The sequence below is a fragment of the Delftia sp. PX-1 genome, from assembly GCF_055797465.1.
In genome coordinates this window covers 1,699,155-1,726,140 of sequence record NZ_CP184763.1, presented here as the reverse complement: position 1 = coordinate 1,726,140, position 26,986 = coordinate 1,699,155, and the positions used below count along the sequence as shown (strand labels likewise).

The 26,986-nt window shown below is 68.4% G+C and carries 26 protein-coding genes; 10 read left to right on the top strand and 16 right to left on the bottom strand.

Translation table 11 applies throughout. The features are described 5' to 3' along the window. Nucleotides 1–759: a copper chaperone gene (locus tag ACN20X_RS07890; RefSeq protein ID WP_473210434.1), complete on the top strand. Its 759-nt coding sequence runs from the start codon at nt 1–3 to the stop codon at nt 757–759. Nucleotides 760–778: 19 nt separating this feature from the next. Here the strand turns inward: ACN20X_RS07890 and ACN20X_RS07885 are convergent, their stop codons facing one another. After that, nucleotides 779–1,351: a helix-turn-helix domain-containing protein gene (locus ACN20X_RS07885; protein WP_473210433.1), complete on the bottom strand. Its 573-nt coding sequence runs from the start codon at nt 1,349–1,351 to the stop codon at nt 779–781. Nucleotides 1,352–1,457: 106 nt separating this feature from the next. Between ACN20X_RS07885 and ACN20X_RS07880 the strand changes: the two genes are divergently transcribed. Continuing rightward, nucleotides 1,458–2,126 carry a hypothetical protein gene (locus tag ACN20X_RS07880; RefSeq protein WP_473210432.1) on the top strand — a complete coding sequence of 223 codons (669 nt, stop codon included), beginning with the start codon at nt 1,458–1,460 and terminating at the stop codon, nt 2,124–2,126. 12 nt (nt 2,127–2,138) lie between these two features. On the opposite strand, the gene ACN20X_RS07875 is transcribed toward ACN20X_RS07880, so the two are convergent. After that, nucleotides 2,139–3,476 (bottom strand): methyl-accepting chemotaxis protein, encoded by a 1,338-nt coding sequence (locus tag ACN20X_RS07875; RefSeq protein WP_312840183.1) that lies wholly within the window; start codon nt 3,474–3,476, stop codon nt 2,139–2,141. A gap of 812 nt (nt 3,477–4,288) precedes the next feature. Here ACN20X_RS07875 and ACN20X_RS07870 point away from each other — a divergent pair. The 3 genes from ACN20X_RS07870 (at nt 4,289) to ACN20X_RS07860 (ending at nt 5,671) form a co-directional block, all read left to right on the top strand. Then, nucleotides 4,289–4,627, top strand: a complete 339-nt coding sequence (locus ACN20X_RS07870) for a hypothetical protein (RefSeq protein WP_017405441.1) — start codon at nt 4,289–4,291, stop codon at nt 4,625–4,627. Between the two features lie 174 nt (nt 4,628–4,801). Further along, the gene (yfcF, locus tag ACN20X_RS07865; RefSeq protein ID WP_473210806.1) at nt 4,802–5,425 is read left to right on the top strand and encodes a glutathione transferase; all 624 of its coding nucleotides are present in this window, start codon (nt 4,802–4,804) and stop codon (nt 5,423–5,425) included. 21 nt (nt 5,426–5,446) lie between these two features. Further along, nucleotides 5,447–5,671, top strand: a complete 225-nt coding sequence (locus ACN20X_RS07860) for a hypothetical protein (protein WP_016453212.1) — start codon at nt 5,447–5,449, stop codon at nt 5,669–5,671. A 32-nt stretch (nt 5,672–5,703) separates the two neighbouring features. Here the strand turns inward: ACN20X_RS07860 and ACN20X_RS07855 are convergent, their stop codons facing one another. After that, nucleotides 5,704–6,237, bottom strand: coding sequence for a DUF2939 domain-containing protein (locus ACN20X_RS07855; protein ID WP_046987310.1), 534 nt, complete (start codon nt 6,235–6,237; stop codon nt 5,704–5,706). 442 nt (nt 6,238–6,679) lie between these two features. Here ACN20X_RS07855 and ACN20X_RS07850 point away from each other — a divergent pair, with 442 nt between their 5' ends. Further along, nucleotides 6,680–8,287 (top strand): methyl-accepting chemotaxis protein, encoded by a 1,608-nt coding sequence (locus ACN20X_RS07850; protein ID WP_016447912.1) that lies wholly within the window; start codon nt 6,680–6,682, stop codon nt 8,285–8,287. A gap of 100 nt (nt 8,288–8,387) precedes the next feature. On the opposite strand, the gene ACN20X_RS07845 is transcribed toward ACN20X_RS07850, so the two are convergent. The 11 genes from ACN20X_RS07845 to ACN20X_RS07795 all read right to left on the bottom strand — a co-directional run bounded on the left by ACN20X_RS07845 (nt 8,388) and on the right by ACN20X_RS07795 (nt 21,862). Further along, the gene (locus tag ACN20X_RS07845) at nt 8,388–9,419 is read right to left on the bottom strand and encodes a sensor domain-containing diguanylate cyclase (RefSeq protein ID WP_016453209.1); all 1,032 of its coding nucleotides are present in this window, start codon (nt 9,417–9,419) and stop codon (nt 8,388–8,390) included. Between the two features lie 168 nt (nt 9,420–9,587). After that, the gene (locus ACN20X_RS07840) at nt 9,588–11,048 is read right to left on the bottom strand and encodes an ATP-binding protein (RefSeq protein WP_473210431.1); all 1,461 of its coding nucleotides are present in this window, start codon (nt 11,046–11,048) and stop codon (nt 9,588–9,590) included. Next, complete coding sequence (locus tag ACN20X_RS07835) at nt 11,045–11,719, bottom strand: response regulator (RefSeq protein WP_017405435.1); 675 nt, start codon at nt 11,717–11,719, stop codon at nt 11,045–11,047. The genes ACN20X_RS07840 and ACN20X_RS07835 overlap by 4 nt, the downstream gene beginning before the upstream one ends. A 197-nt stretch (nt 11,720–11,916) precedes the next feature. Next, nucleotides 11,917–12,321 (bottom strand): hypothetical protein, encoded by a 405-nt coding sequence (locus ACN20X_RS07830; RefSeq protein ID WP_012203525.1) that lies wholly within the window; start codon nt 12,319–12,321, stop codon nt 11,917–11,919. A gap of 35 nt (nt 12,322–12,356) precedes the next feature. Next, the gene (locus ACN20X_RS07825) at nt 12,357–13,892 is read right to left on the bottom strand and encodes a phosphatase domain-containing putative toxin (protein WP_473210430.1); all 1,536 of its coding nucleotides are present in this window, start codon (nt 13,890–13,892) and stop codon (nt 12,357–12,359) included. A gap of 287 nt (nt 13,893–14,179) precedes the next feature. Continuing rightward, nucleotides 14,180–15,733 carry a Do family serine endopeptidase gene (locus ACN20X_RS07820; RefSeq protein WP_016447917.1) on the bottom strand — a complete coding sequence of 518 codons (1,554 nt, stop codon included), beginning with the start codon at nt 15,731–15,733 and terminating at the stop codon, nt 14,180–14,182. A 95-nt stretch (nt 15,734–15,828) separates the two neighbouring features. After that, the gene (gene arsC / locus ACN20X_RS07815; protein WP_016447918.1) at nt 15,829–16,197 is read right to left on the bottom strand and encodes an arsenate reductase (glutaredoxin); all 369 of its coding nucleotides are present in this window, start codon (nt 16,195–16,197) and stop codon (nt 15,829–15,831) included. A 31-nt stretch (nt 16,198–16,228) separates the two neighbouring features. After that, nucleotides 16,229–17,545: a nucleobase:cation symporter-2 family protein gene (locus ACN20X_RS07810; protein WP_013804016.1), complete on the bottom strand. Its 1,317-nt coding sequence runs from the start codon at nt 17,543–17,545 to the stop codon at nt 16,229–16,231. Nucleotides 17,546–17,751: 206 nt separating this feature from the next. Beyond that, nucleotides 17,752–19,137: an 8-oxoguanine deaminase gene (locus tag ACN20X_RS07805; RefSeq protein ID WP_013804017.1), complete on the bottom strand. Its 1,386-nt coding sequence runs from the start codon at nt 19,135–19,137 to the stop codon at nt 17,752–17,754. 112 nt (nt 19,138–19,249) lie between these two features. Continuing rightward, a complete protein-coding gene (locus ACN20X_RS07800) occupies nt 19,250–20,158 on the bottom strand; it encodes a LysR family transcriptional regulator (protein ID WP_473210429.1) in 909 nt (302 codons plus the stop codon). A gap of 57 nt (nt 20,159–20,215) precedes the next feature. Then, nucleotides 20,216–21,862, bottom strand: coding sequence for an ABC transporter permease (locus ACN20X_RS07795; protein WP_473210428.1), 1,647 nt, complete (start codon nt 21,860–21,862; stop codon nt 20,216–20,218). A gap of 212 nt (nt 21,863–22,074) precedes the next feature. Here ACN20X_RS07795 and ACN20X_RS07790 point away from each other — a divergent pair, with 212 nt between their 5' ends. The 4 genes from ACN20X_RS07790 to ACN20X_RS07775 all read left to right on the top strand — a co-directional run bounded on the left by ACN20X_RS07790 (nt 22,075) and on the right by ACN20X_RS07775 (nt 25,718). Next, nucleotides 22,075–23,172, top strand: coding sequence for an ABC transporter ATP-binding protein (locus ACN20X_RS07790; RefSeq protein ID WP_034347786.1), 1,098 nt, complete (start codon nt 22,075–22,077; stop codon nt 23,170–23,172). A 97-nt stretch (nt 23,173–23,269) separates the two neighbouring features. Then, on the top strand, nt 23,270–24,667 hold the full coding sequence (locus ACN20X_RS07785; protein ID WP_016447924.1) for a SpoIIE family protein phosphatase: 1,398 nt from the start codon (nt 23,270–23,272) through the stop codon (nt 24,665–24,667). Beyond that, the gene (locus ACN20X_RS07780) at nt 24,664–25,296 is read left to right on the top strand and encodes a DUF6272 family protein (RefSeq protein ID WP_016453196.1); all 633 of its coding nucleotides are present in this window, start codon (nt 24,664–24,666) and stop codon (nt 25,294–25,296) included. Before ACN20X_RS07785 ends, ACN20X_RS07780 begins: the two co-directional genes overlap by 4 nt. A 35-nt stretch (nt 25,297–25,331) precedes the next feature. Next, nucleotides 25,332–25,718 (top strand): DUF1987 domain-containing protein, encoded by a 387-nt coding sequence (locus ACN20X_RS07775; protein ID WP_016447926.1) that lies wholly within the window; start codon nt 25,332–25,334, stop codon nt 25,716–25,718. A 25-nt stretch (nt 25,719–25,743) separates the two neighbouring features. Here the strand turns inward: ACN20X_RS07775 and ACN20X_RS07770 are convergent, their stop codons facing one another. Continuing rightward, complete coding sequence (locus ACN20X_RS07770; protein ID WP_017406130.1) at nt 25,744–26,220, bottom strand: GNAT family N-acetyltransferase; 477 nt, start codon at nt 26,218–26,220, stop codon at nt 25,744–25,746. Between the two features lie 14 nt (nt 26,221–26,234). Then, nucleotides 26,235–26,984: a lysophospholipid acyltransferase family protein gene (locus ACN20X_RS07765; protein WP_016447928.1), complete on the bottom strand. Its 750-nt coding sequence runs from the start codon at nt 26,982–26,984 to the stop codon at nt 26,235–26,237. Between the last annotated feature and the right edge of the window lie 2 nt (nt 26,985–26,986).

Below are 26,986 nucleotides of genomic sequence, written 5' to 3'. Positions count from 1 at the left end.
ATGGACGCGCTGCTGAGAGACCTGCGGACCGCTCCCGCGCCAGCACTGATGGCCGTGTCGGGGGCAGGCTTCATCAGCCTGGCCATCAGCCCGCCTGCCACGCCCGGCCTGTCGCTGTGCGGCTCGCTGTCCTCGGTCACGCTGGCCGACCTGTCGCCGCTGGTGCTGGACGGGCACACGCTCGGCATCCTCGGTGTGGCATGGCTGGCCATGGTCCTGGCCATGATGCCGCTGCTGGCACTGCGGCAGGTGCGCCACGCCATGCGATCGAGCGTGGCCCGCCGGCGCCTGCTGGCGGCGGGCCTGCTGCTTGCGGGCTATGCGCTGGTGTGGATGGCGGCCGGGCTGGTCATGGTGCCGCTTGCCGCCCTCTTGCACGCAGCCGCGCATCCCGCGCTCATTCTTGCCTGCATTGCCGTGGCGGTCCTGTGGAGTTCATCGCCCGCAGGAACACGCGCCCACAATGCCTGCCACAGGCTGTACCCCGTGGCCGCCAGCGGCCCCACGGCCAACCGGGACAGCCTGCAGCACGGACTGCGAACCGGCGTGGCATGCGCCACGGTATGCTGGCCGTGGATGCTGGCGCCCTTCGCCTTTCCTGCGGCCTGGCACCTGCCGGCCATGGCTGTTGCTGCCGTTTTGCTCTTTGTGGAGCGCACAGGCCCATCGCTGCGGCCCGCCTGGCGCCTGCCCTATGTCCTGCGGCGCCTTCTGCACGGCAAGCCGCGCACGTCGCTGGGCCGGGCGACAAGACACTGAACCTTGTGGAGGGTGAGCCTCACCCCCGCCCGGCCAGCTCCGCCACCCCTCGCACCAGCGCACGCCCGGCGTCCGTCGCCTTGCCGTAATGCGCCAGCAGTGCCTGTACATCGGCGTCGGGCGCATGGGAGCGCAGGGACAGCAGCACGTAGCAGATATCGACGCCGGCAAGGTGCAATTGCTGCAGCGCCGTGGCGTCGGGAACAAGGTCACCGGACTCGAATTGCTGCAGGACCTGTTTGGCTTGGCCGGCCTTGCGGGCGAGTTCGGCTTCGCTGAGGTTCAGGCGCTGGCGTTCCTGTTGCAGGCGGGCGGCAAGGGTGGGTTCGGGGCGCTCATGCTGGATGGCGTTCGGGTCAAACGAGCGGAGGCCGGTCAGCACAAAGGAAATGTCCAGGCCATGCGCAGAAATCCGTGCAAGAAACTCGGCGCTGACGGTTGCCACGTCACGCTCCCAGTCCTGATAAGTGCGCATTTTGGTGCCGCCCAGCTTGGCCATGTCCGCTTGAGACAGGCCGAGACGCTCGCGCTCCTGACGAAGGCGTTCACCAAAAATTACACGGATTTCTGCATTCATCTTGCTAACGATCACGGATTTCCGTGCAATAGTCGATGTACCTTGTAGACCTTGACTCCAAATACTACCTGACCCCTCAGGCGGCTCCTTTGCGCGCCTGTACGTTGCACGAAGGAGGTCCATGAAGCACTCCGCCGCCAAACCGTCGCGCAAGAAGCTCGCTGCGGCGTACCGCGCGCTGTTTCAGCATGCGGCTGAAGCGTTCCGGCAGGCCGCGATGACCGCCGAAGACCACCGGCACGGCGTCGAATCCGACCGCCTGCTGCACATTGCCAGCGGTGTGGCCCGCAGTGCCGCGCAGGCCGACTCATCGCAGGACCTGCAGGACCCGCAGAACATGGCCTTTGACGTGGCGGCCTGCATCAACGCGGCGCGCCTGGTGCCCGGCCATGCGGAATCCGCCCCGCGCTCCGGCCTGCTGGCCGAAGCGGCGCTGGCGCTCTCACAGATCTCTGAAACGCCGACGGACCACATCGTTTTTCCCCGTGACACGCTGGCCAGGCTGCAGGCGGAGAGCGTTGCCGATCCCGCGCCCGCACAGTGGCGCGAGCTGGCCCGCCAGGCCAACTACGAGGCCCAGCAGCTGGCACAGGCGCTGATGCAGATGGGCCATCGCCAGGACACGGAGACCCATGTCGTGGCGCACGGCATGGCGGCGCGCATTGCGCAGCTGACGGAGATCGTTTTCGTGGCCGCCGCCCTGCATGGCGAGCACCGTGATGGCTGGGGCGCGCCGGTCCTGCGCGACGTGCGCCATATCTTTGAAGGCGGCATGGGCCGCCTGGGATGAGCGGGGCGCGGCTCAGCTCTGGACGACGACGTTCTCCAGCCTCAGCACGGCTTCGCGCACCTCGCCCAGGCGCGTGTCTTGCGCCTGCGAGGCCTGGATGATGGTGTCCATGATGTCGCTGGCATTCACGGCAGCCGCGCGCATCTGCTTCATCATGTCGCCGGATTCATTCACACGCTCGAAGCCCAGCTGCACGCTGGCCGCAGACGCGCCGATGACGGATTTGACCTCCCTGGCCGCCTCGGCGCAGCGCTGGGCCAGGCTGCGCACTTCGCCGGCCACGACACCGAACCCGCGCCCCTGCTCGCCCGCACGCGCGGCTTCGACGGCGGCGTTGAGCGCCAGCAGATTGGTCTGGAAGGCAATGCCATCGATCAGGCCCACCATCTCGCCGATGCGACGGGAGTTGCTGGAGATGCTGGACATGGCGTCGACCGCGCTGTCCAGGGCCACGTCGCCGCGCTGGGCAATGCGCGTCACGTCCCGCGCCTGGGCATGCGCGTCATGCGCCTGGGCAGCGCTGTCGCGCACCAATTGCTGCAGTTGCTCGAAAGCCGATTGCACCAGGCGCGTGGCCTCGTAGCGCTGCGTGATGTCGGTGGCGTACTTCACCACCTTGAAGGGCTGGCCGGACTGGTTGAGCACGGGGCTGTAGTTGGCCTCGATCCAGACATCGTTGCCCAGGCGCCCTATGCGCCGGAACTGGCCCCGGTAGTGCTTGCCCTGCGACAGGTGCGCCCAGAAGGCCGCGTACTCGGCCGAGCTGCGCTCCTGCGGGGCCACGAATATGCTGTGGTGCCGGCCGACCAGCTCGTCTTCGGATGCATAGCCCATGGCCTGCAGAAAATTGCGGTTGCAGCGCAGGATGCTGCCGTCCAGACCGAACTCGATCACGGCCTGGGCCCTGCCTACCGCCGCTAGCTGGCTGCTGGCTTCGGCATCGCGCAGCACTTCGGCCGAGATATCCATGGCGTACTTGACGACCCGCAGCACCTGTCCACGGCTGTCGAGCACGGGGCTGTAGTTGGCCTGCAGCCAGACCTCACGTCCCTGGCGGTCGATGCGCCGGCACCGGCCCACAAAGGCCTGCCCGCGCGCAAGCCGTGCCCAGAAGTCCCGATAGTCCCTGGCCTGCGCATCCGCCGGATCCAGGAAGATGCGGTGGTGCTGCCCGCGCAGCTCGTCCAGCTCATAGCCCATGAGGTCCAGAAACTGCGCGTTGGCGAAGAGGATGTGGCCCTGGGGATCGAGCTCGAGGACGGCCTGGGTGCTGTACAAGGCCTTCAGTTGGGAGCTTGGGGAATCGGAACGCAGGCCGAGCCTGGACAGGATGGAGCGGATGCCGCGCATGGAAGCCCTTGTTATTCAGCGCTGAATGGGTGATTGGCGCCCGACAATGGGCTGGTCTGGCAACGATTGTATCTGTTTGCTATTTTCTGCACTCTTCGCATTGACGTGCACTTTCTGTCAGAAGATGCCTACAGAAATAAAAAAATGCCCTTCAATTCACAATTGTTTGCATTTTCTCAAGGCATCCAATTCCCTTTTTCCACCCAAGTCTTTCAAGCAGCAAGAAACACATGTAACTAATTGATATAGAGTTCACAGCATTCCGTCGCCTGGCGGTGTCCTCTGTCTTGTGTGCTTGAAAAATGTCTTGTGGCGTTCGGGTGATCGATTTGACTTCCAGCCTGGGCGGCCGCGCCCTGGCCAAGCTGGGCGTGGCGTACGCCCCCGGCAAGCCGCGGGTTGCCGTGAGGCTGGCGGACTCGGAAAGCGCCCCTGTCATCGACTGGGGCGGACCTCCGGGGAGGGATGAGCCGCTGTGCGAGCCCTCGGCGCCGGGCGCCTTGGTACTGCTGATCGGCCCCGGCGCCGTTCATCAGGCCAGGGAATTGTTTCAGAGAGCATTGAATGAGGCCGTGCGTTGCGTACGCATTTTTCTGATGCCAAGCGCCATCATGGAAGAAATAGCGCTCAAGCAAATGCGGATGCCGCACCATGAATCCATTCAGCTTTACCGATTACCGGACAGCAGTTCAGAAACACTTTGGTTTGTTTTGATCGAAGAGCTGCAAAAGCTCTCAGCCCGATTTTCATCCGGTGACAACACCGATTCCAGAAAAAGAGAAGTTTCAATGTCAAGCAATCTGTCCCAATCCATGCAATCCATTATTTCCATCGAAGGCGCCATGGCGGCGGCCCTGGTGGACCATCAAAGCGGGATGTGCCTGGCCCAGGCGGGCAGCGGCGTGGATCTGGAGCTTGCTGCGGCAGGCAATACCCAGGTGGTGCGGGCCAAGCTCAAGACCATGGAGTCGCTGGGACTGCGCAAGGGCATCGAAGATATCCTGATCACCCTGGGCGACCAATACCATTTGATCCGCCTCATCCCCAACAGCCCCGGGCTGTTTCTTTACCTGGTGCTGGACAAGGCCCGTGGCAACCTCGCCCTGGCCCGCTACAAGCTGACGGATATCGAGCGGTCACTGAAGGTGTGATCGCGGGACTGCGGGCCTGGGCCTGGGCCTGGGCCTGGGCCTGGGCCTGGGCCTGGGCCTGGGCCTGGGCCTGGGCCTGGGCCTGGGCCTGGGCATGGCCGGCCCGGTCATCCGGCTGCCCACTCGGCTACCATCGGTGCCCCCATCCCCATGCAGTTTCCCTGGAAGGCCCTCATGCTGCTGTACGCCGATTCGCAATTCGCCTCTCCCTATGCCCTGTCCGTGTTCGTGTCGCTGAAGGTCAAGGGGATTGACTTCGAGCTGCGCACGCTGGACCTTTCGGCGGGACAGAACACCGGGGCGGACTATGTGGCCGCGTCACTGACGGCACGGGTGCCTACGCTGGTGGATGGCGATTTCAGCCTGTCGGAGTCTTCGGCGATTTGCGAGTACCTGCAGGACCGCTTTGGCGGCGCCCGGCTCTATCCCGAGGATGCGCAGGCGCGCGCCCGTGTGCGCCAGGTCCAGGCCTGGCTGCGCAGCGATCTGATGGCCTTGCGCTCGGAGCGCAGCACCGAGGTGGTGTTCTACCGCCCCACGCCCACGCCGCTGTCGGATGCGGGCCAGGCGGCGGCGCGCAAGCTGTTTTCGGTGGCCGGAGCCTTCATCCGCTCGGAGGGCGACCACATCGCCGGCCCATGGTCGATTGCCGATGTGGATCTGGCGCTGATGCTCAATCGCCTGGTGCTCAACGGCGATGCCGTGCCCGCGCCGCTGGCCGCCTATGCGCGCCGGCAGTGGCAGCACCCCGCCGTCCAGCAGTGGCTGGCCCTGCCCCGCCCGCCCCTGGCAGGCTGATCCGAACGGATACGGCAGGCCATGGACAGCCTTCTCTACATGGGCGTGCGGATCACGCCCGCGTCACTTCCCAGCGATGCCTCGCCAGGCGCCTGGCTGCCGCGCGCCACCTTGCTGGAGGTGGCCAGCGGCAAGGCCCTGGAGGCCATCACAGATGACCAGCCCTGCGACACGCAGCCAGAGGCCGATGCCCGCGCGCTGCGACTGGGCAAGCGCCATGTGATGAAGGTGCTGCATCAAGGCTGAGGCGCCAGGGTGCTGGCGCCTGCCCGCGCCCCTCAATCCATCTTCACGGCCACCAGCCTCCATCCCATCAGGCCTTCACGCCTGAAGATGAAGCCGCCCGGCTCGCCGCGCGGGTGCACGAAGACCTTGGACCAGCCCTGGTACTCCACGGAGTAGTCCTTGCGCGGCGGCCCGCCCTGGGTGTCCACGCCCACGCCTGCGGCGGCCACGTCCGTGGGTTTGCCGGGCTTGCCTTTTTCCAGCATGAGCATGACGCCGTCGGGCGAGACCAGCGCCTCGGTGAACTGGCTGACCAGGCCCTGGGCCAGTTGCTGGCCAAAGCCGGCCAGGGGGTTGGAGGCGCTGTCGCCCGAGCCGCCCATCTGGGATTGCAGCCTGGCCATCATCTGGCCCTTGATGCTTTCGCGCAGCGCAGGGAAGTCCACGTAGCCGGACAGGGCCTGGGCGTCGCGGCGCTCCACGGCCTTGCCGATCTGGTGCAGGGCGATATAGGGCGATGCATAGAGCAGTCCGGCCGCAGCCACGCAGAGGGCGGCCAGCGCACCGGCCAGTGTTTTGGGTTTCATGGATCTCTTTCGTGAAAGCGTGCCAGCGGCCACGCGCAAACGCGGATTCTAGGCGGGCCCGTCCGGCGCGCGGCGCCGGCCAGGGACGGCCCCGGGCACAGGCCGTCTCTTCCTGCCGCAGCAATGGGCAGAGAACCCCTATCAGGCCAGGGCGAATACCTGAAAAGCTGGTATTGCCTGCTCCATCCGATTCATACTATAGTTTGTAACAAATAGTTTACAAACTAATACAACATGGATCGCCATTGGCCACGCAGGCCATCGGCAAGCCAGCATCGCCGTTTCCGGATGCCTGTGAGCCTTTGTGCAGACCGGGCATTTACCGTGAATGAAATCTCATTTTCACGACCGAGTTCTTTTTGCGAGAGATGTGAGCCATCACGGGGCGGCCTGACAACGCGAGTACCCACCAACCATCCGCAATGCATGCAAAGGACGCAGTATGAATAATTTCAAGTTATCGACTCGCCTGACCGCCTTGATTGGTTTTCTCTCACTGCTCATGATCGTGATCGGCGCTTTCGGGCTTTATGGAATCAGCGAGTCCAACCGCCGATTCAAGGTGGTCTATGAAGAGCGCCTGGTCGCACTGGGCGATCTGCTGGAAGTGCAGCGCCTGCTGCTGCGCAACCGCAATGCGGTCTCGGGCGCCATTGCCGTGCACCTGCCCGAATACACGCAGCAAAAGCAGCAGGAGATACAGACCAACATCAACGACGTGAACAAGGCCTGGGCCTCGTTCCGCCAGACCCGGATGACAGAGGAAGAGGCGCAGCTGGCCGACCGCTTCGAGGCCGTGCGCGCGCTGTTCCTGCAAGGCTTTCTGAAGCCGGCCCAGCAGGCGCTGCTGTCCGGTGACCTGGAGCTGGCCCGGCAGCTGCTGATCGACAAGGACGAGGCGCTGTACGCGCCGCTGCGTGATGTGATCGTGCAGCTGACCGCGCTGCAGACCCGCGTCGCCAAGGAGGAATACGAGGCCGCGCAATCGCTGTACCAGGTGATTTTTGCGGTGGCCGTGGGCTCCATCATCGGGGGCGTGCTGCTGGGAGTGCTGCTGGGCTGGTCCATCATCCGCAACATGGCGCGGTCGCTGCGACAGGCCATCCATACGGCCGATGCCGTGGCGGCAGGCGATTTGACACGGCACATCGATGTGCGCGGCAAGGACGAGGTGTCCATGCTGCTGCGCGCGCTGCAGACCATGCAGGAGGGGCTGCGCGGCGTGGTGCGCCAGGTGCACCAGGGATCGGTCAGCGTGGCGGCGGCCAGCGGGCAGATCGCGCAGGCCAACCAGGACCTGTCCTCGCGCACCGAAAGCCAGGCCAGCGCGCTGCAGCAGACGGCAGCCTCCATGGAGCAGCTCAGCTCCACCGTGCGCCAGAACGCCGACAACGCACAGATGGCCAACCAGCTGGCCCTGGGCGCCTCCACCGTGGCCGAGCAGGGCGGCGAAGTCGTGCGGCAGGTGGTCGATACCATGCGCGGCATCAGCGAATCGAGCCGGCAGATCGCCGACATCATCAACGTGATCGATGGCATTGCCTTCCAGACCAACATCCTGGCGCTGAACGCGGCCGTGGAAGCGGCACGCGCCGGCGAACAGGGCCGGGGCTTTGCCGTGGTGGCCACCGAGGTGCGCGGCCTGGCCAGCCGCAGCGCCGAGGCCGCCAAGCAGATCAAGCAGCTCATCACCGACAGCACCAGCCGCGTGCACAACGGCAGCGCGCTGGCCGACCAGGCCGGCACGACCATGGCCGAGGTGGTGGACGCCATACGCCGCGTGACGGATCTGATGGGCGAGATCAGCGCCGCCAGTTCCGAGCAAAGCTCGGGCGTGGCCCAGATCGGCCAGGCGGTCACGCAGATGGACCAGGCCACCCAGCAGAACTCGGCGCTGGTGGAGGAGATGGCCGCCGCGGCCTCCAGCCTGCGCGGCCAGGCCGGCGACCTGGTGCGCACGGTGGGCGCCTTCAAGCTGGAGGCGGCAAGCGGCCATCAGCATGCCGCCGTGGAGCTGCAGCGCAGGCAGCCCATGCTGGCAGCAGGCTGAGACGGAAAGAAACAAGAAAGAGCGCGCGCGAGAAGCCGCCAGACAGGCCAGAGCAAGGCAGCAACAGGCCCTGGCCGCCGGGCCAGTGCCTGCGGCTGGCTCAATGCAGCGCGGTGCCCCTGGCGCCGCGGCTGCGCGCCATCTTGACGCGGTACATGGCCGCATCGGCCTTTTGCAGCGCGTCGTCGGCGTCAATGGAGTCCGGCCGCAGGCAGACCACGCCCACGCTGGCGCCGCCGTAGTCCAGCGTCTTGCCATCGGGCAGCTCGACCTTCATGACCGAGGCCTCCGACAGGCGCTGCTGCAGGTCGCGCGATACGGCGTCGGCCTCGCTGCCGAACAGCGGGCCCACGCCGATGAAGACGAACTCGTCACCGCCGAAGCGCGCCAGCATGTCGGCGCTGCGCAGATGGGAGGACAGGCGCTCTCCCATGGCGCGCAGCAGTGCGTCGCCGGCCTCGTGGCCGTGCTCGTCGTTCACGTTCTTGAAGCGGTCCAGGTCGATGAAGCCCACCACCACGCATTCCTGGCTGCGTGCGCAGCGTGCAATGAGCCGGCCCAGTTCGTCGGTGAGGCAGCGCCGGTTGGGCAGACCGGTCAGCGGGTCCAGCAAGGCCAGTGCCGCCAGCTCCTGGTTGGCCTTGCTCAGGCTGGTGATGAGCTGCTCGCGCTCCACGCGCTCGGCGATGAGGTTGGCGAACAGGCGCAGCAGGCCCTGGGCCTCGGTGCTCAACGCCTGGGAGGTCTTGCTGGCCGCGCACAGCGTGCCGTAGAGCTGGCCGTCGGAAAAGCGTACCGGGGCGCTGGCGTAGGTGCGAATGCCCAGTTCACGCGCGGCCTCGGAGTCGCCCCAGCAGGCACCGACATCGGGCGTGTACATGCGGCCTTCGTCCAGGGCGCGCTTGCACAGCGTGTCGCCCCAGGGGACGACCAGGCCTTCGGGAATCTGCATCTCGCTCGCGTTGCGCGCGTACAGCACGCGCTGCTGGCCCTGTTCTTCGTTGATGGTGGTGAGATAGGTGGACTCCAGATGCGTACTCTCTTCGAGCATTTGCAGCAGGGGCCGCGTCAACTCTTCCAGAGAATGCGCCTGGGTCACGGACTGGGACAGGCGCTGGACAAGGGACTCCATGAAATACCTCTCGAAATGACGACGGAAGCAGACTGCCCGCGCGCCTGATGAGGGAATGGGAAGGCAGGCGGGCCGGCACCAATTTGGGGATTGTGACCCGGCCAGACGCAGGCGGGAAGCATCCCGGCCGCGCTGCAGGCCGACAAGCCTGCGCGCCACGCGCCGCTGTCAGCAGGCCGACACAGGCGGCCATATCACCTGCACGCGCAGGCCGCCCAGCGTGGGCGAGCGGTCGAGCAGCAGGCGTGCTCCATGCCGCTGGGCAATGGTCTGCACGATGGCCAGGCCCAGTCCGCTGCCCTGCGCCTGCTGGCCCGCAGAAGCCGCTGAAGCCGCAGAGGGCCCACGCACAAAGCGCCGCAGCACCAGTTCGCGCTCGCTCTCGGCAATGCCAGGGCCCGAGTCCTCGACCACCAGCGCGCGGCCCTGGGCATCGCTGCGCCAGCCCACATCGACGCGGCCGCCTTGCGGAACGTACTTGATGGCGTTGTCCAGCAGGTTGCGCACCAGCATCTGCAAAGCCTGTGCGTCGCCCGCCACGGCAAAGGACTGCCGCAGATGCGGGGACTCGCTCAGGCCCATGTCCAGGCCGTGCTGCTGGGCCGCCACGGCCTGGTCCGCCAGGGCCTGCTCCACCACCTCGCGCAGGTCCACGTCCGCAGGTGCGGCCGTGGCAGCGCCGTGCTGCCCCTGCATGCCTTGCGGGCCTGGGGCCGTGCCTTGTACCGTGCCTTGGGCTTCCTGCCGCGCCAATGTCAACAATTGTTCGACGAGCCGTGTGGCCCGGTCTATGCCGGCCGAAAGACGCTGCACGGCCTCGTCATGCGCGGCCGCATCGGGCGCGCGCTGCAAGGCCACCAGTTGCAGCTTGAGCGCGGCCAGCGGAGAGCGCAGCTCGTGCGCGGCGTCCGCCACGAAGTGCTGCTGCGCCTCGAAGGCCTGGCCCACGCGCTGCAGCAGCGCGTTGAGCTCGGCCACCAGGGGCCGCACCTCGTCGGGCAGGCCCTCGGCCGGCACGGGGGCCAGGTCCTGCGGGCGGCGCGCGGCCAGCTCGCGGCGCACGCGCTGCACGGGCGCCAGCGAACTGCGCACCACCCACCACACGGCCAGCGCCAGCACGGGCGCCAGCAAGGCGATGGGCAGCAGGCTTTGCCAGGCGGCATCGCGCGCCAGCGTGCGGCGCACGCGCATGTCCTGCGCCACCTGGATCACCTGCGAGCGCGTCTGCAGCGAGAACACGCGGTAGACGGTGCCGCGCGCGGGCACATCGGCAAAGCCCAGCACGGCCATCTGCGGCAATGCCGCACCCAGCGCGGACTCGAAAATGCGCAGGCCCTCGTTGGTCCAGACCTGGACGATGAATTCGTGGTTCTCATCCTCGGGCGGCGTGCCCTGGGGCCTGCCGCGCGCATCCACCGGCAGGCCGGCGCGCAGCGCGAAGGCGGTCTGCTGCATCTGGTAGTCGAACAGGGTGTCGGTCTGCAGCAGCGCGTTGCGGTAGGCCAGCAGGCCCTGCAGCAGCGCCGTGAGCACGATGGCCGCGCCCAGGAACATGAGCAGCCGCGTGCCCAGTGCGCCGGGCAGGCGGCCGCGCAGCCGGGCGATGACAGAGGAAGCCGGCGCCGTCATGGCTTGGGCACCATGTAGCCCACGCCGCGCACATTGAGGATCAGCCCCGCGCCCAGCTTCTTGCGCAGGCCGTGGATGTAGACCTCGATGGCGTTGCTGCTGACCTCGTCGCCCCAGCCGTAGAGCTTGTCCTCGATCTGCTGGCGCGACAGCGTGCTGCCCGGGCGCGCCAGCAGCGTCTCCAGCACCGCCCATTCGCGGCCCGAGAGCACCACGTCGCGCCCCTCGACACTGGCCTCGCGCGTGGCGGGATTGAGCCGCACGCCTTCGCGCTCGTACAGCGGATCCATTGCGCCCGACGCCCGGCGCGCCAGCGCACGCAGCCGCGCGAGCAGCTCGTCCAGGTCATAGGGTTTGACCACGTAGTCGTCGGCCCCCGCATCCAGCCCGGCAATGCGGTCGCGCACGGCATCGCGCGCCGTGGCCACCAGCACCGGCGTGCGGTCGCGGCGCCCGCGCAGGCGGCGCAGCACCTGCAAACCGTCCTGCCCCGGCAGGCCCAGGTCCAGCAGCACCATGTCATAGCCATGGCCGCCACCCGGGCCGGGGCACAGGGCCGCATCGGCCTGCAGGCCGTCACGGACCCAGTCCACCGCATGGCCCTCGCCGCGCAGCAGGGTCTGCACGGCCTCGCCGATCATGGCGTCATCTTCGACAAGCAGTAAGCGCATGGCAGAAGAATAGCTCCCTGCAAGGCTGGCTCAGTTCTGAGGCACATGCCGCCCGAAACTGGCGCGCTCAAACCTCAGGGACAGCGAGCAAGGGCCTAAGCCGGCCGCGCCGCCCCGCCGCGAGGCTGTCGTCCCCCTCCTTCGCGAAGCGATTAGAGAGGGGGAAGGCGCGCAGCGACTCAGGGGGTGAGCGGCGGTCACACCGCCGCTTCAATCTTAGGCATGGCCATGCGGGCCTTGGTCAGCGCCATGCCCAGGTTGGCCGTGCGCCGGCAGACGAAGACGGCCACGTAGTCGGGCATGAGCTTGCCGCGCAGGAAGACGTGGATGAGGTTGTCGCTGTTGACGATGAGTTCCTGGAAGTAGTGGTGGCCGTCGTCCTTGAGGCCGCGCGACTTCTTGAACAGGCTCTCGATCATCGAGACGTTGGGGCCGTTGAACAGGTCGGCCGTGGCAGCGGCCACGAGATCGATGACTTCGCGCGGATGCGAGTCCACCGTGCGGATGGCCAGCAGCATGCCGGAGGCGGCATCCACATAGCCGATGGCCAGACATTCGGGCACCGAACCGGCCACCTCGCTCAAAACGTTATCCAGGCTCATTGCAGCTTTCCTTTTTTGTGAATGGATGTGATCGGTCAGCCCATCTTCAGCAGCAGTGCCACTTCGTACGCATACAGCAGGTCCTCCTGGGCCTGGGACTGCACGTACTGGGCATCGATGAGGCGCACGCGGCGCAGCGCCTCGTCGGCGGTGAGGCCCTCGCGCACCAGCCATGCGGCCAGCACCGTGCCCGTGCGGCCCAGGCCGGCCAGGCAGTGCACGGCCAGCACCTCGCCCGCGCGCAGCATGGCCGACATGCGCGCCAGCAGCATCTGGATCTGGGCCACCGACGGTGATTCGTGGTCCCGCACCGGCAGGTGCAGGTTGCGCAGGCCATGGCGCTGCAGCGGCTCCTGCGGCAGGTCGTTTTCGGTCAGCGTGATCAGCACGGTGACGCCGCAGCCGCGCAGGGCCTTCAGGTCGAAGTCCATGGACTGCACCACGCCCGGTTGCGGCGCGCCCGCCAGCCGGCCCGGCACCAGCCAGGCAAAGCCGCTGGGGCCACGGCTGGCCGGCACGGCCTGCGGGTCGGCCACCAGCGGCTGCCAGTCCACCAGCACGGAGGGATTGACGGCGCGCGGCCGGGCTGCGGCAGCGGGTGCCGGTGCGGGCGCTGGTGCTGGTACCGGCGCAGGCACGGGTGCAGGGACGGGCGCAGGTGCAGGTACAGGCATGGGTTCGGTTGCAGGCTCGGCGGCCACTGCATCCGACAGGAATTCGGAGATCGCGGCCACGGCCGCTGCAGGCAGCGGAGGAGGCAGGGGCACGCCCTCCTCCAGGTCTTCGGCCCGCGCATCGGGAGAGGCCACGGCACAGCTGCCGGTGCGCAGGAACTGCTGGCCCGCCAGCGACAGCGGCGCACGCTGGAAGGCTTCCATGGATTGCGCCTCGGCAATGCGGCCGCCGGCCAGCAGCAGCATGTCCTGCGCCACGGCCTGTGCGTGCTGCTGGTGGTGCGTGCTCATCAGCACGGCCGTGCGCTGGGCCACCTGGCGCAGCAGCTCCAGCAGCACGAAGGCCTCGTAGCCCTCAAGCTCTGCCGTGGGCTCGTCCACCATCAGCAGGGCCGGCTCGGCCAGCGCTTCGCGCAGGATGGCCACGGCACGCTGCTGCACGGGGGACAGCTGCAGCGCCGGCTGGTCGAACATCAGCGCAAGCTCGGGAAAGCCGAAGGCCTGCACCTGCACGCGGCACCAGTCGCGCAGCGCATGCGGCACGAGCTTGAGGCGGGGCCGGGCCAGCTCGACGATGGCGTCGAAGGTGCTGGCCATCATCAGCCGGGCCTGCTGCTGCACCAGGCGCGGCGCCTGCATGGCGCCGGTCCATTCCTGGCCCGCGTAGCGCACGCTGCCCCAGCGACGAAAGCGCGGATTGGCGGCATTGAGATCGGCCAGCGTGCGCAGCAGCGTGGACTTGCCCGAGCCGCTGGGGCCCAGCAGGGCCGTGATGCCGTGGGTGGGCAGCGTGAAGTCCACCTCAGCCAGGATGACGCGCGCGCCGAACGATGCGCCCAAACCCGCCGCCTGCAAGCTGTAGTCCTGCTTCAAAGCATGCCCTTCCTGTTTTGCCATGGGCCCTTGCGGGCGCTTCTTCCTGAAACCAGAACGGTGCACGCCCGCCTGGATGGGCCGGCAGTCTAAGCGTATTCGCTCTATCTCAAATCGTCACAATTTGAAACACCGCTAACGCAAAAGGACGCGAATTCACAGAATACAACCATCACATTGCCGCACGAATGCAGGAATAGCCAGCCACTGGCCGGTTGAATTCCCCATGCAATAAGCCCCGGCACATTCGTGCCGGGGCTGTGCGATCAATTCAGTGTGCAGGTGCTTTTCAGTCCCTTACCTCCTTTCGCTTACCCGAGACGTACGGGAACAAATATCCTGTTGCCATCGCGCCAAATCAGCACGGCCACGGTCTTGCCGGCCTTGGCCATGGCGGCGCGCACGGCCTCGATATCTCCGGCAGGCGAGCCATTGATGGACAGCAGCACATCGCCCTGCGTGATGCCGGCCTCGGCCGCCGGGCCTGCGGCGTCGGCAACGACCAGGCCGTCCTTCACGCCGATCTGCTGCTTTTCCTCGGGCTGCAGCGGGCGCAGGGCCAGGCCCAGCTTGCCCTTGCCGGCGTCGGGCTTGTCCTTGGCCACCTTGGCAGCCTTGTCGCTGGCATCGCCCAGCACGGCGCTGAGCGTGCGGGCCTCGCCGTTGCGCCATATCTCCAGCGTGACCTTCTGGCCCGGCAGCGCCTGGCCCACAAAGGCCGGCAGATCACCCGAGCCCACGATGGGCTGGCCATCGATCTTGCGCACCACGTCGCCGGGCTCCAGTCCCGCCTTGGCGGCAGGGCCGTTCTTGTCCACGCTGGACACCAGGGCGCCTTCGGGACGGTCGAGCTTGAAGGAATCGGCAAAGGCCTGGTTCACCTCCTGCACGGCCACGCCCAGCCGCGCATGCTGCACCTTGCCCGTGGCCACGATCTGCTGCTGCACGCGCGTGGCCACCTCGATGGGAATGGCGAAGGACACGCCCTGGTAGCCGCCCGAACGCGAGTAGATCTGGCTGTTGATGCCCACCACCTCGCCGCGCGCATTGAACAGCGGGCCGCCCGAGTTGCCGGGGTTGATGGCCACGTCCGTCTGCAGGAAAGGCACGAAGCTGTCGTCAGGCAGGGTGCGGCCCTTGGCGCTGACCACGCCGGCCGTCACGCTGCTCTCGAAGCCGAAGGGCGAGCCGATGGCCAGCACCCAGTCGCCCACGCGCAGATCGGCCGTCTTGCCCAGCGACACCGTGGGCAGGTTCTTCGCCTCGATGCGCAGCACGGCCACGTCGGTCTTGGGATCGGCGCCCAGCACCTTGGCGCTGAACTCGCGCCGGTCGGTCAGCTTGACGGTCACTTCCTTGGCGCCGCGCACCACGTGGGCGTTGGTCAGGATCAGGCCGTCGCTGGAGACGATGAAGCCCGAGCCTTCGCCGCGCGTGGGCACATCGCGCTGGGGCTGGCCCTGGCCCATGCCCGGCATGCCGGGCACGCCGAAGCGGCGGAAGAATTCAAAGAACGGATCGTTGGGGTCCATGCCCGGCACGCCCTGCTGCCCCTGGCGCGCTGCGGCCTCGTCGCCGTCCTCGCCCATGGCACGCGAGCTGCCGACCACGCTGATGTTGACCACGGCCGCGCCATTGCGCGCCGTGATGTCGGCAAAGTTGGGCGCCGCCACGGCGCCGGCGGGAGAAGCAGGAGAAGCGGCAGAAGCAGGCTGTGCTGCAGGCGCAAACAGCGACGTGGCGGCACGCGCATCGCCATGCACCACACCAACCAGACCGGCGCCCGTGGCGCCCAGGGCGCCGATGGCACCTGCGGCCACCAGGGCCAGCACCAGACGGCGGGGAGTCGACAGAATCTTGTTCATGGCAGACCTTTCCTCAAAAGCAGCGTTCCTTGCTGCGTTGGGGAGAAGTCTGAAGGGGCAGACTTAGGCGAGGCTTAGAAGCCTCGCCGTGCCTCTCAGATCAGCGCCAGCACCTTCTCCGGCGGGCGGCACAGCGCCGCGCCCTTGGGCGTGACGACGATGGGGCGGTTGAGCAGCACCGGGTGCTCGGCCACGGCGGCGAGCAACTGCGCATCGCTGGCCAATGCATCGCCCAGGCCCAGCTCGGCGAAGACGGCTTCCTTGCTGCGCAGCAGCTCGCGCACGGGCATGCCCAGCTGCCGGACCAGGGCCTGCAGTTGCTCAGCGTCCAGGGGCTGGGCGATGTAGTCGACGATGGTCGGCTCTATGCCGTTGTCGCGCAGCAGGGCCAGCGCGCCGCGCGAGTTGCTGCAGCGGTTGTTGTGGTAGATGGTGATGTCGGTGCGGGGGGCGGTGGTGTTCATGGGCCGCAGTGTAGGCCCATGAAAATGCGTCTCAGGCCACGGCTTCCTCGGGATGGGCATCGACCTCGCGGCCGGGCAGCAGCAGGTTCAGCCCCACCGCGACCAGGGCGCCGACGGTAATGCCCGAACCGAAGACTTCGCGCACGAAGGCAGGCATGCGGGCCAGCAGGTCCGGGCGCACCGTGACCGCCAGGCCGCAGCCCAGCGAGACCGCGATGATCAGGCTGGCGCGCCGCGAGTGCTCGGCGCCGCTGAGCATGCGGATGCCAGCAGAAATGATCATGGCAAACATCATCAGCCCCGCGCCGCCGAGCACGGGCTGCGGAATCGTCACCACCAGTGCGCCCAGCACAGGAAAGAGTCCGGCCAGCAGCAGCATGACGCCCGTCAGCATGACCACATGGCGGCTGGCCACGCCGGTCAGCGAGACCACGCCCACGTTCTGGGCGAAGGTGGACAGCGGAGGGCTGGACATCACGGCCGCGAAGGCCGAGCCCACGCCGTCGCACAGCATGCCGCTGGACAGGCGCTTGCCGTCGATGCGCGTCTGCGTGGCCGCGCCCAGGGCCATGAAGGTGCCCGTGGTCTCGACGATGGTCACCAGAAAAGCGATGGACATGGCGACGATGCCGGCCACCGGGAACGTCATGCCGAAGGTCAGCGGCTGCGGGATGGCGAAGACCGCGGCCTCGCTCACCTGGGTGAAGTCGATCAGGCCCAGCGCCAGGCACAGCACATAGCCGCAGGCGATGCCCAGCACCACGGCCGAGGCAGAGACGATGCCCCTGCCCCACTGCACGAAGCCGATCACCAGCACCAGGACGAAGCCGGCGATGGCCAGGTGGCCGATCGCGCCGTAGTCGCTGCGGCCCACGCCGCCCGCAGCCCAATCCACGGCGACGGGGGTCAGCGACAGGCCGATCATGGTCACGACCACGCTGGTCACGGTGTGCGGAAAGAAGCGGCGGATCACGGGCATGAAATAGCTGCCCACGATCATCACCAGCGACCCTACCAGCGAGGAGCCCAGGATGCCGGCCACGCCATGCTCCAGCCCCACGCTGATGCCCGCGCCCACGAAAGCGAAGCTTGTGCCCATGACGCAGGGCAGCCGTATGCCCACGGGCCCCACCCCCCTGCACTGGACGATGGTGACCACGCCCGAGCCCAGCAGCGCTGCATTCACCAGCGCCACGATCTGGTCGGCCGGCAGCTTGAGCGCCCCGCCGAAGACCAGGGGCACGGCGATGATGCCGCCCAGCGCCGCCAGCAGGTGCTGCAGCGACAGAAGCACCGTGGTGATGAGCATTGGCGGTCGGTCTTCCACCTTGTAAAGCAGTTGTTCCATTGTCTTGTCTCCTTGTGTCCTGGCCGTCGGCCTCTTCAGAGGCGCTTGTATGTATGTCGGGGCAGTGGTGCCGGAAAAGGGTGGGGGTCCTGAAAGTGCTGTCCGGGTCTTCGAGCCTCCTGGAGATGCTTCGGGGAAATGGCGCAGGGCGGCACGCCGGCACCCACGATGGCCTGGGTGCCGGCCTGCCGCGCTGCAGGGTGATGTCAGTGGCCCGCTGCGCGCTCGAACAGCGTGCGGGCCAGTTCGCGGTGGCGTGTCAGCACGCGCGGCAGGTCGGCCGTGAGCAGGTGGCCGTCACGCACCACGACGCGGCCGTTGATGACGCTGGTGGACACGTCGGTGGGCGTGCAGAACACCAGCGCGGCCACGGGGTCATGGCCTGCGCCCGCGTAGCCCACGCCCGACATGTCGAAGGCCACGAAGTCGGCCGACATGCCCGGCGCCAGCGCGCCGATGTCGTCGCGCCCCAGCACGCGCGCGCCGCCCAGGGTGGCGATCTCCAGCGCCTCGCGCGCGCCCATGGCGGCAGGGCCGTGGCCCACGCGCTGCAGCAGCAGGGCCTGGCGCGCCTCGCCCAGCATGTGGGCGCCGTCGTTGGAGGCGCTGCCGTCCACCCCCAGGCCCACGGGCACGCCCGCATCGCGCATGGTGCGCACGGGTGCGATGCCCGAGGCCAGGCGCATGTTGGAGCACGGGCAATGCGCCACGCCCGTGCCCGTGCGCGCGAACAGCGCAATGCCCTCGGCATCGAGCTTGACGCAGTGGGCATGCCAGACATCGGGGCCGACCCAGCCCAGGCTTTCTGCGTACTGCGCGGGGGTGAGGCCGAATTTCTCGCGAGAGAAGGCGACGTCGTTGTCGTTCTCGGCCAGGTGGGTGTGCAGCGACACGCCATGCGCACGCGCCAGCACGGCGGACTCGCGCATCAGCTCGCGCGTCACCGAAAACGGCGAGCATGGCGCCAGCACCACGCGCAGCATGGAGTGGCGTGCGCTGTCGTGGTACTGCTGGATCAGGCGCAGGCTGTCGCGCAGGATGGCTTCCTCTTCCTCCACCACTGCGTCGGGCGGCAGGCCGCCCTTGCTGCGGCCCAGGCTCATGGAGCCGCGCGCCGCATGAAAGCGCATGCCCATCTGCTGCGCCGCGGCGATGGAGTCGTCCAGCCGAGCGCCATTCGGATACAGGTACAGGTGGTCGCTGGTGGTGGTGCAGCCCGACAGCATCAGCTCGGCCATGGCGGTCTGGGTGGAGACGTGGATCATCTCCGGCGTGAGGTGCGACCACAGCATGTACAGGTTGGTGAGCCACGAGAACAGCTCCGCATCCTGCGCGGCAGGCACGGCGCGCGTGAGGCTCTGGTACATGTGGTGGTGCGTGTTGACCAGGCCCGGCATGACCACGCGGCCGCGCATGTCCAGCACCTGGGCCGTGCCGTCGTCCACCATGCGGCGGTACTGCGGCGGCAGATCGGCCGTGGCGCCCACCCATTGCACGGCCGGGCCGTCGGCCACCAGGGCGCCGTCGCGGATCTCGCGGCGCTGCGCATCCATGGTGACGAGTACATCGGCGTTCAGTGCGATCAAGGTCATGGCGTTCTCTTCTTCGAAATGGAAAAGCCGCCAGTCTAGGAAGGACAAGCCATTGCCGATAGCGCTGAATTCCGCCCGATGTGTCCACAAAAAGTGGACAAGTGCCTAAGACTCACCGCCCCCCGGCAAACAGCCTTGCCAGCGCCTGGCCGATGGACTGGGCCATCAGCTCGCCCGCCGCGCTCAACTGCCCCCTGGCCCGGCCGGTCAGCACCAGCGTCTGCCGCCGCAGATGCGCATCGCGCAAAGGCACGAAGACCAGGGCATTGCGGCTGCGCTCCTCCATCACGTCCAGCGGGTTGAGCAGGGCGATGCCCTCGCCCAGCATGACCAGGCGCTGGATCAGCGCCATGGAGGTGGACTCGGCCACGGGCGTGACCTCGATGGCGTTGCGCGCAAGGGCTTCGTCCAGCAGGCTGCGGATGGACAGCGGCGGCGCGGGCAGGATGAGCGGATGGCCTATGCACTCGCTGAGCAGCACCGACGATTGGCGCGCCAGCGCATGCCGGGGCGGCACGATGGCGCCGATCTGCCATTCGCTGGTGGCCAGCGCGCGCAGCGCGGGGCGTTCGGACAGGTCGTAGGCCAGGCCCAGGTCGGCGTCGCCGCCTTCCACGGCGGCCGCGATGTCGCTCAGGGGCAGGTCGATGATGCGCACCACGATGCCCGGGTGGCGCTGGCGGAACTCATGCACCAGCGAGGGCAGCAGCGAGCCGGCCAGCCCCGTGGTCGCGGCCACGGTGATCTCGCCGCTGCGCGCGCCCTGCAGTTCGGCAATGCGCTCGCGCAGCGCCGCATGCTCGCGCAGCGTGGCGCGCGCATGGGCCAGCACCATCTCGCCCGTCGGGGTAAGGCGCAGACGCTTGTGAATGCGCTCGAACAGGGGCGTGCCCAGCTCGGCCTCCAGGTCGAGGATCTGGCGGTTGACGGCCGTGGGGGCCACGTGCAGATGTTCGGCCGCCTTGCGGATGGAACCGCGGCGGACCACTTCGTCGAGATAGCGCAGGACTCTGGCATGCATGGCGCGAGCGTAGCGGGGTTTGCCGGGCCGCGCTTTGCAGCGCCCGGCGGCGCAGGCTCAGCGGGCCGCGCCCGGGCGCTCGGCGCGCAGCGTGCGGCTGAGCATGATCACGGGGATCAGGCCCACCAGCACCAGGGCCAGCGACGGCAGGGCGGCCTCGCCCAGGCGTTCGTCGCGCGCGAGCTGGTAGGCCACGACGGCCAGGGTGTCGCTGTTGAAGGGGCGCAGCACCATGGTGGCGGGCAGCTCCTTCATCACATCGACGAAGACCAGCAGCGCCGCCGCCGCCGTGGAGCGCCTGAGCAGCGGCCAGTGCACGCGCGACAGCACGCCCCAGGCGCCCGTGCCCAGCATGCGGGCCGAGTCGTCCAGGCTGGGCGCGATGCGCGCATAGCCGCTTTGCATGGACTGCAGGGCCACGGCGCAAAAGCGCACCAGGTAGGCCCAGACAATGCCCACGGCGGTGGCCGTGACCAGGCCGGCAAAACCCCATTCGGGCCGCACCTGCTGCACCCAGCCCACGGGCAGCAGCAGGCCGACGACGACCACGGCGCCCGGCACCGCATAGCCCAGGCTGGCCAGTTGCACCACGCCGCGCGTGACGGCCGACTCCTTGTGGCGGCGCACGGCAAACGCCAGGGCCACGGCGATGATGACGGCCAGCACCGAGGTGATGGCGCCCAGGCGCACGCTGTTGAGCGCCCAGTCGAGGAAGCGGTCCCAGGGCAGCACCGACCAGTCGGCCGCCAGCGGGCGCAGCATGAAGAACACGGGCGCCACAAAGCCCATGAGCACGGGCAGCAGGCACACCAGCCAGGCCAGCGCGCAGCGCCAGCCGCGCAGGCGCAGCGGCTGCGCCTCGGCCGAGCCGGCGCGGCCCGTGCTGCCGGTGACGAAGCGCATGCGCCGCTGGGCGCGCAGCTCCAGCTGCAGCAGCAGCACCACCAGCACCAGCAGGAAGGTGGCCAGCTGCGCAGCGGCAATGCGGTTGTCCATGGACAGCCAGGCCTTGTAGATGCCCGTGGTGAAGGTCTGTATGCCGAAATAGCTGACCACGCCGAAGTCGGCCAGCGTCTCCATCACCACCAGGGCCACGCCAGCGGCCACGGCCGGGCGCGCCAGCGGCAGCGCCACCGACCAGATGCGCCGCGACAGCGGCGCGCCCATCAGGCGTGCGGCCTCCATCAGGTGCGCGGCGCGCTCGCCCAGCGCGGTGCGCGCCAGCAGGTAGACATACGGGTAGAGCGAGAAGATGAAGACCCAGACCGCGCCGCCGAGGCTGCGCACCTCGGGCAGGAGCCGGCCTTCCAGGCCATAGGTGTCGCGCATCCAGGTCTGCAGCGGGCCGCTGAACTGCAGGAAGTCGGTATAGGCATAGGCCGTGACATAGGCCGGCATGGCCAGCGGCAGCAGCAGCAGCCATTCCAGTTGGCGCCGGCCGCGGAAGTCGAACAGCGTCACGGCCGCCGCCGTGCCCGTGCCCACGATGGCCGCGCCCAGCGCCACCAGCAGGCCCAGCCAGACCGTGGTCCACAGATAGCCGGGCAGCACGGTGGCCGCCATCTCGCGCAGGATGGAGCCGGCCAGGGCATCGCCCTGCCCCAGAGGCAGCCAGGAGCCGAGCACGGCCAGCACGGGCAGCATCAGCACCAGGGCCAGCAGGAGCAGGGGAAGGGAGCGGAGTACGGACGACAGACGGCGCAAAGCGGAGGTCTCGGCTAGAGGATGAGGGGGAGGATCTGGCTGCCGGGCTATGGAACGGGCCGGGATCCGCGGCAGCCACCGGCCTGTGGGCCGAGGTGCCGCCGAGACCGGACGTGCCTGCGGGCTGCTGGAGTCGGCGGGCTCCGGGCATGCCCCTGGCCCGCCAATGCAAATGCGAATTCTATTCATTTGCGCGGTTCTACAATCGCCGCATGTTTTTGACCGTCTCCCAACTCGAGGTGCGCTACCCGGGCCGCGACAGGCCTGCCGTGCAGGGCGTCACGCTGAATCTGGCCGCTGGCGACATCGGCGTGCTCATCGGCCCCTCGGGCTGCGGCAAGACCACGCTGCTGCGTGCCGTGGCGGGCCTGGAGCCCGTGAGCGGCGGCGAGATCCGCATCGACGGCCAGCTCGTGGGCAGCGCGGATTTCTCGCTCCCTCCCGAGCAGCGGCGCATCGGCATGGTGTTCCAGGACTATGCGCTGTTCCCCCATCTGAACGTGGGCCGCAACGTGGCCTTCGGCATCCACCATCTGCCCAAGGCGCGCCAGGCCGAGCGCGTGGCCGAGGTGCTGGAGCTGGTGGGCCTGGCCGGCAGTGCAGGAAGGTTTCCGCACGAGCTGTCAGGCGGCCAGCAGCAGCGCGTGGCGCTGGCCCGCGCGCTGGCGCCCAGCCCGCAGCTGATGCTGCTGGACGAGCCGTTTTCCAACCTCGACGTGGACCTGCGCGAGCGCCTGGCGCATGAGGTGCGCGGCATCCTCAAGGCAGCAGGCGCCACGGCCCTGTTCGTCACGCACGACCAGCTGGAGGCGTTTGCCATCGGCGACATGATCGGCGTGGTCCACCAGGGGCAGCTACAGCAGTGGGACGACGCCTATTCGCTGTACCACCGGCCGGCCACGCGCTTCGTGGCGGACTTCATCGGCCACGGCGTCTTCGTGCCGGCCACGCTGGCCCACAGCGGTGCCGGCGGCGTGGTGGCGCGCACGGCGCTGGGCGATCTGGTCGATCCGGCCACCTGCCCGCTGCCTGCGCAGTTTGCGGACGGCGAGTGCGATGTGCTGCTGCGCGCCGACGATGTGGTGCACGACGATGCCTCGCCCGTGCAGGCGCGCATCCTGCGCAAGGCGTTTCGCGGCTCGGAGTTCCTCTACACGCTGGAGCTGGCCAGCGGCCACAGCGTGCTGGCCCATGTGCCCAGCCACCACGACCATGCGGTGGGCGAGTGGGTGGGCATACGGCTGGACATGAATCACGTGGTCGCCTTCCCGCGCGAGAGACAGGGCACTGCGCAGACCGCAGCGGCCTGAGCAGGCGGCCGCCGCCGCGCCGTCCAGGCCTTTGTCATCCGACGGTCATGGGTGAAACCCAGAATCTGTCACATCTTGTGACAATTCAAGGCCACCCATGTTTGCTCTGGACCCCTCCTCCACGCAGCACGCTGCATCTGCTCCGACACCGGTTCCGGCGCTTGCCCCTGCGCCCGCCGCGCCACGCCTGCTGGCCCGCGCAGGCCAGCTCAGCCAGCCCACGGCGCCGATTCCCCCCGACACCAGCAACGAGGACGTGCACCGGCTGTTCAGCGAGCAGCCCCTGCTCGAAACCCTGGCCGTGGTGGCCGACGACCGGCCGCTGGGCCTGATCAACCGCCAGCGCTTCATGGAGCAGTACGCGCGGCCCTTTGCGCGCGACGTGTTCGGCCGCCGCAGCTGCCTGGTATTCACCGACACCGCGCCCATGGTGGTGGCGGCCGGCCTGCCCATCGACCAGCTGGTGCAGCAGGCGCTGGCCAGCGGCAGCCGCGTGCTCAAGGACGGCTTCATCACCGTCGAGGAAGGCCGCTATGCAGGCATAGGCACTGGCCACGCGCTGATGGCCGCCATGTCCGACATCGAGGCCGACAAGACGCGCCAGCTCATGGCCAGCATCGACTACGCCAGCCTGATCCAGCGCTCGCACCTGGTCGAGTCCGACCGCGTGCTGGCCAGCCAGCTGGCCGACCACGGCCTGCTGTGGGAGCCGCGCGACGTGGTGGGCGGCGATGCGTATTTCTTCCGTGCCACACCGCAGGGCCTGCTGGGCTGCATGTTCGACTGCACGGGCCACGGCGTGCCGGGCGCCTTCATGACGCTGATTGCGCTGTCCTTCCTCGAACAGGCCGTGGCGCCTGCAGGTATCGGCACCAGTACCGGCACCGGCGCCGCCATCGACCCCGGCGCCCTGCTGGGCCAGATGAACCGCTACATCAAGCGCGTGCTGCAGCAGCGCAGCCGCGACGCCCAGCCGGCCTGGGGCGCACCAGCGGCCCCCGCCGACGGCCTGCCGGCGGAGAAGACCTCCAGCGACGGCCTGGACGCCGCGCTGTTCCTGCAGTCGCCCTGCGGCACGCAACTGCGCTTTGCCTCGGCCCGGCTGGACCTGCTGGTGGCGCCACCCGGCGTGCAGGAGGCGGCCCAGGTGCAGATCCATGCCGGCGACAAGCTGGGCATAGGCTATGCGACCACGCCCGACGACGCGGCCTGGAGCACGCAGGTGCTGGAGGTCGCGCCTGGCTCGCTGCTGATGGTGGCCACCGATGGCGTCATCGACCAGTTGGGCGGCCCGCGCCAGATCGCCCACGGCAGAAAGCGCCTGGCGCGCTTCCTGCACGAGCAGCAGGACCGCCCCGCCGCCCAGGCCTGCGCCGAATTCCGGCAGGCCTTCGCCCAGTGGCAGGGCACGCAGCGCCGGCGCGACGATGTGTCTCTGCTGGTCTGGCGCAACCAGGCCCTGCAGCCCGCCACCTGCGTGCAAGGCCAGCCATGAGCCCGGCCGAATTCGCTCAGCTGCGCGCCCAGGCCGAGCACAACGGCCTGCTGCTGTACTACGCGGGCACCTTCAACCCCCACGTGATCCAGGCGGCGGCCGACACGCTCAAGAGCCGCCTGGCCAGCGAGGACGGATCGAGCAGCGCCAAGCGCAAGCTGTTTTCCACCTTCATCGAGATGGCGCAGAACGTGCTGCACTACGCAGCGCCCCTGCCTGCGGCCGACACCGGCCCCCGCCAGGCGCTCAGCGCGCCCGTGCCACAGGGCGCCATCGGCGTGGGCCGCATCGATGCGCTGGCCTGCGCCCAGGAGGCGGGCGCCGAGCCGGCGCCGGCCCGCTTCTGGATCGCCTGCAGCAATGCCGTGCGCAGCGAGCATGTGCCGCGCCTGGCCGCCAAGCTGGATGCCGTGCGCGCCATGAGCCACCCCGAGATCAAGGCCGCCTACAAGGCCCAGCTGCACAACACGGACCACGGCACCAGCGACGACATCAGCCGGGGCGCGGGCCTGGGCTGGCTGACCATTGCGCGCGATGCCTCGGCACCGCTGCAGTACCACATCGCCACGGGAGAGGACGCCGCCGAGACCGCGCCCCATGCCGTATTCCACGTCAAGGCGCTGATCTGAACGCCGGGCGTCCTTCAACGAACCGACCTGCCGCCATGCAAGCATTGAAATCCGAACGCACCTCCGTCACGCCCGAAGTGGTCTTCTCGCCGGCCGAGCAGCTTCTGCGCATCGAAGGCGAGTGCTATCCCGAAAACCCCCTGCCCTTCTTCAACCCCATCCTGTCCATGCTGGGCCGGTATTTCGAGGCGAGCCAGCCCCCTCGCTTCGTGGCCGAGATGAAGCTGCAGTACATCAACAGCGCCTCCACCATGGGCCTGCGCTCGCTGTTCGCGCTGCTGGACCAGGCCGGGCAAAAGGGCACGGACATCCGCGTGGTCTGGGCCTTTGACGAGGAGGACGACGCCATCGAGGAACTGGGCGCCGACCTGGTGGAGGACTTCGCCAACCTGGTGCTGGAGCGACAGCCCTACAGCAACTGAGGGCAGGCCTGCTCCGCCCTGGCCTTCAGGCCAGCGGCTTGCCCATGAGCACCGTGGTCAGGCCGCAGTCCCATTCCTCGTCGGGATAGGTGTCCAGCGTGGCATATCCCTGCGCCGTGTAAAAGCCCAGGGCCTGGGTGTTGAAGCTGTCGGTCTCCAGCCGCACCTGGGCGTGGCCGTCGGCGCGCATGGCCTGCTCCGCGTGGGCCAGCAGCGCACGGCCCACGCCGCGCCCCTGCCAGGCCGGCAGCACATGCAGGGCGCCGATGAAGTCATCCACGCGGTCCACGAAGCCGGCCACCACGCCATCGCACTCGGCCACCCAGAACAGGTGGCCGCGCGACTGCACGTACTGCGCGGTGCGGCCCGAGGCGCGGAACCGCGCATCCTTGTCCGCCGTCAGCTGGGGCTTCCAGGTGCTCTCGTAGGTGGCCCAGAGAACGGCGTTCAGGGCAGCGGTGTCATCAGGCCGCGCGGGCCGGAGCGTGAGAGTGTCAGTCATGTCGCTGGCAAGGTTCAGGCCTGGCGCAGCCGGTCCACCTCGGCATGCAGGTCCTGGGCCCAGACGCGGCGGTCGCGGCCATCGGCCGTCTGCGGCTGGCCATAGTGGACGGCGGCGACCAGATCGTCGGCACACAGCGTGCGCCAGATGGAGCCCAGCAGGGTTTCATCGCCCTCGTAGCTGGGCGCGTGGCTGATCTGCCCGGTGGCGCCGTCGATGAAGCGCAGGCCCACGGGCAGCACGGGCGCACCGATCTGCACGGCCGCCTGCAGCAAATTGGCATGGAAGGGCAGCAGCTTGCGGCCATCGCCCGTCGTGCCTTCCGGGAAGATGGCCAGGATCTCGCGGCGCTGCAGGGATTCCTCCATGCTCTGCACCATGCGCCGCGCATCGCGGCGCGAGGTGCGCTCGATGTACAGCGTGCCCGCCGCCGTGGCCAGCGTGCCGATCAGCGGCCAGCCCTTGACGTCGGACTTGGAGATGAAGCGGCAATGCCGCGCCGCATGCAGCACGGGAATGTCGAGCCAGGAAATATGGTTGCTGACCATGAGCATGGGGCCCTGGCTCGGCGGCTCGCCCTGGATCTCCAGGCGCACGCCCGCATGGGCCAGCAACTGCAGGGCCCAGGCCTGCACATGGGCGTGCTGGCGCTCCTCGGGCAGCTGCGGAAAGCGCAGGGCCACGATCCACAGCCCCTTGCACACATGGCCGAACAGGCGCGCTGCGCGCAGCGTGGCGCGCCCTCCCCTGCGCAGACGGCTCATGT

Bases quoted from the DNA above. Each gene is read 5' to 3' on its own strand.
- yfcF (WP_473210806.1), top strand. From the start codon at position 4,802: ATGCTGCTGTACGCCGATTCGCAATTCGCCTCTCCCTATGCCCTGTCC.
- ACN20X_RS07835 (WP_017405435.1), bottom strand. From the start codon at position 11,719: ATGCGCTTACTGCTTGTCGAAGATGACGCCATGATCGGCGAGGCCGTG.
- ACN20X_RS07875 (WP_312840183.1), bottom strand. From the start codon at position 3,476: ATGCGCGGCATCCGCTCCATCCTGTCCAGGCTCGGCCTGCGTTCCGAT.
- ACN20X_RS07890 (WP_473210434.1), top strand. From the start codon at position 1: ATGGACGCGCTGCTGAGAGACCTGCGGACCGCTCCCGCGCCAGCACTG.
- ACN20X_RS07820 (WP_016447917.1), bottom strand. From the start codon at position 15,733: ATGAACAAGATTCTGTCGACTCCCCGCCGTCTGGTGCTGGCCCTGGTG.
- ACN20X_RS07830 (WP_012203525.1), bottom strand. From the start codon at position 12,321: ATGAGCCTGGATAACGTTTTGAGCGAGGTGGCCGGTTCGGTGCCCGAA.
- ACN20X_RS07785 (WP_016447924.1), top strand. From the start codon at position 23,270: ATGTTTGCTCTGGACCCCTCCTCCACGCAGCACGCTGCATCTGCTCCG.
- ACN20X_RS07765 (WP_016447928.1), bottom strand. From the start codon at position 26,984: ATGAGCCGTCTGCGCAGGGGAGGGCGCGCCACGCTGCGCGCAGCGCGC.
- ACN20X_RS07825 (WP_473210430.1), bottom strand. From the start codon at position 13,892: ATGGCAAAACAGGAAGGGCATGCTTTGAAGCAGGACTACAGCTTGCAG.
- ACN20X_RS07805 (WP_013804017.1), bottom strand. From the start codon at position 19,137: ATGACCTTGATCGCACTGAACGCCGATGTACTCGTCACCATGGATGCG.
- ACN20X_RS07810 (WP_013804016.1), bottom strand. From the start codon at position 17,545: ATGGAACAACTGCTTTACAAGGTGGAAGACCGACCGCCAATGCTCATC.
- ACN20X_RS07845 (WP_016453209.1), bottom strand. From the start codon at position 9,419: ATGGAGTCCCTTGTCCAGCGCCTGTCCCAGTCCGTGACCCAGGCGCAT.
- ACN20X_RS07870 (WP_017405441.1), top strand. From the start codon at position 4,289: ATGCAATCCATTATTTCCATCGAAGGCGCCATGGCGGCGGCCCTGGTG.
- ACN20X_RS07775 (WP_016447926.1), top strand. From the start codon at position 25,332: ATGCAAGCATTGAAATCCGAACGCACCTCCGTCACGCCCGAAGTGGTC.
- ACN20X_RS07800 (WP_473210429.1), bottom strand. From the start codon at position 20,158: ATGCATGCCAGAGTCCTGCGCTATCTCGACGAAGTGGTCCGCCGCGGT.
- ACN20X_RS07770 (WP_017406130.1), bottom strand. From the start codon at position 26,220: ATGACTGACACTCTCACGCTCCGGCCCGCGCGGCCTGATGACACCGCT.
- ACN20X_RS07880 (WP_473210432.1), top strand. From the start codon at position 1,458: ATGAAGCACTCCGCCGCCAAACCGTCGCGCAAGAAGCTCGCTGCGGCG.
- ACN20X_RS07855 (WP_046987310.1), bottom strand. From the start codon at position 6,237: ATGAAACCCAAAACACTGGCCGGTGCGCTGGCCGCCCTCTGCGTGGCT.
- ACN20X_RS07860 (WP_016453212.1), top strand. From the start codon at position 5,447: ATGGACAGCCTTCTCTACATGGGCGTGCGGATCACGCCCGCGTCACTT.
- arsC (WP_016447918.1), bottom strand. From the start codon at position 16,197: ATGAACACCACCGCCCCCCGCACCGACATCACCATCTACCACAACAAC.
- ACN20X_RS07780 (WP_016453196.1), top strand. From the start codon at position 24,664: ATGAGCCCGGCCGAATTCGCTCAGCTGCGCGCCCAGGCCGAGCACAAC.
- ACN20X_RS07790 (WP_034347786.1), top strand. From the start codon at position 22,075: ATGTTTTTGACCGTCTCCCAACTCGAGGTGCGCTACCCGGGCCGCGAC.
- ACN20X_RS07840 (WP_473210431.1), bottom strand. From the start codon at position 11,048: ATGACGGCGCCGGCTTCCTCTGTCATCGCCCGGCTGCGCGGCCGCCTG.
- ACN20X_RS07850 (WP_016447912.1), top strand. From the start codon at position 6,680: ATGAATAATTTCAAGTTATCGACTCGCCTGACCGCCTTGATTGGTTTT.